Origin of the sequence: Mesorhizobium sp. YC-39 (genome assembly GCF_025753795.1) — a bacterium.
GTDB lineage: Bacteria > Pseudomonadota > Alphaproteobacteria > Rhizobiales > Rhizobiaceae > Mesorhizobium.
Window position 1 is genome coordinate 1 of sequence record NZ_JAOWPS010000038.1, and the last position, 579, is coordinate 579.

The following is a 579-nucleotide window of genomic DNA, read 5'->3' on the forward strand; positions in this document are numbered from 1 at the left end:
AGATGCAAACTGCTGGCGGGCGTTGGCGCCGACAAATTCGGCGACGAGGCACTGCAACTCTGGGGCACCGAAGGCGTCGACTGCTCGGCCGTGAGGCAGATGGCTGAGACACCGACGATAGCCGGGATCATCATTCTCGACGCCGAAGGCGAGAACCGCATAATCACCGATCCCGGCGCCAACGCGCGGCTTACGGCGACCGATGTCGAAACCTTCGCAGCCGCCTGGAAGAGCCCGGGCATCCTGCTCACGCAGCTCGAGATCCCAGTCGAGACGGCGGCCCGCGCGCTTGCCATCGGCAAGGCGCGGGGACTGACGACCATCCTTAATCCCGCACCTGGCCGTGCCCTGCCAAAGGAAATCTTTGCCGACGTTGACATCCTAACACCGAACCAGTCCGAAGCGCGCATCCTGCTAGGGCTCGACGCGGACGATCGGCAGGCCGACGCCGATTTAGCGGAACGATCATGCCGGCGCAATAGCTGTCCTCAATCGCAATACGTGAGTTCCGCAGTTGGCCTGAGCAGATTATCGTGATGTCTGCATTGCGCGATGACGCCTCCGCCAGCGCACGCCGGG

Annotated in this window: 1 protein-coding gene; it reads left to right on the plus strand. The window is 63.4% G+C overall.

Annotation, left to right across the window (positions count from 1 at the left end; all coding sequences use genetic code 11):
- Positions 1 to 537: PfkB family carbohydrate kinase (locus OHD62_RS35575; RefSeq protein WP_263792427.1), on the plus strand; the 537-nt coding region annotated here is incomplete at its 5' end.
- Positions 538 to 579: the final 42 nt, after the last annotated feature.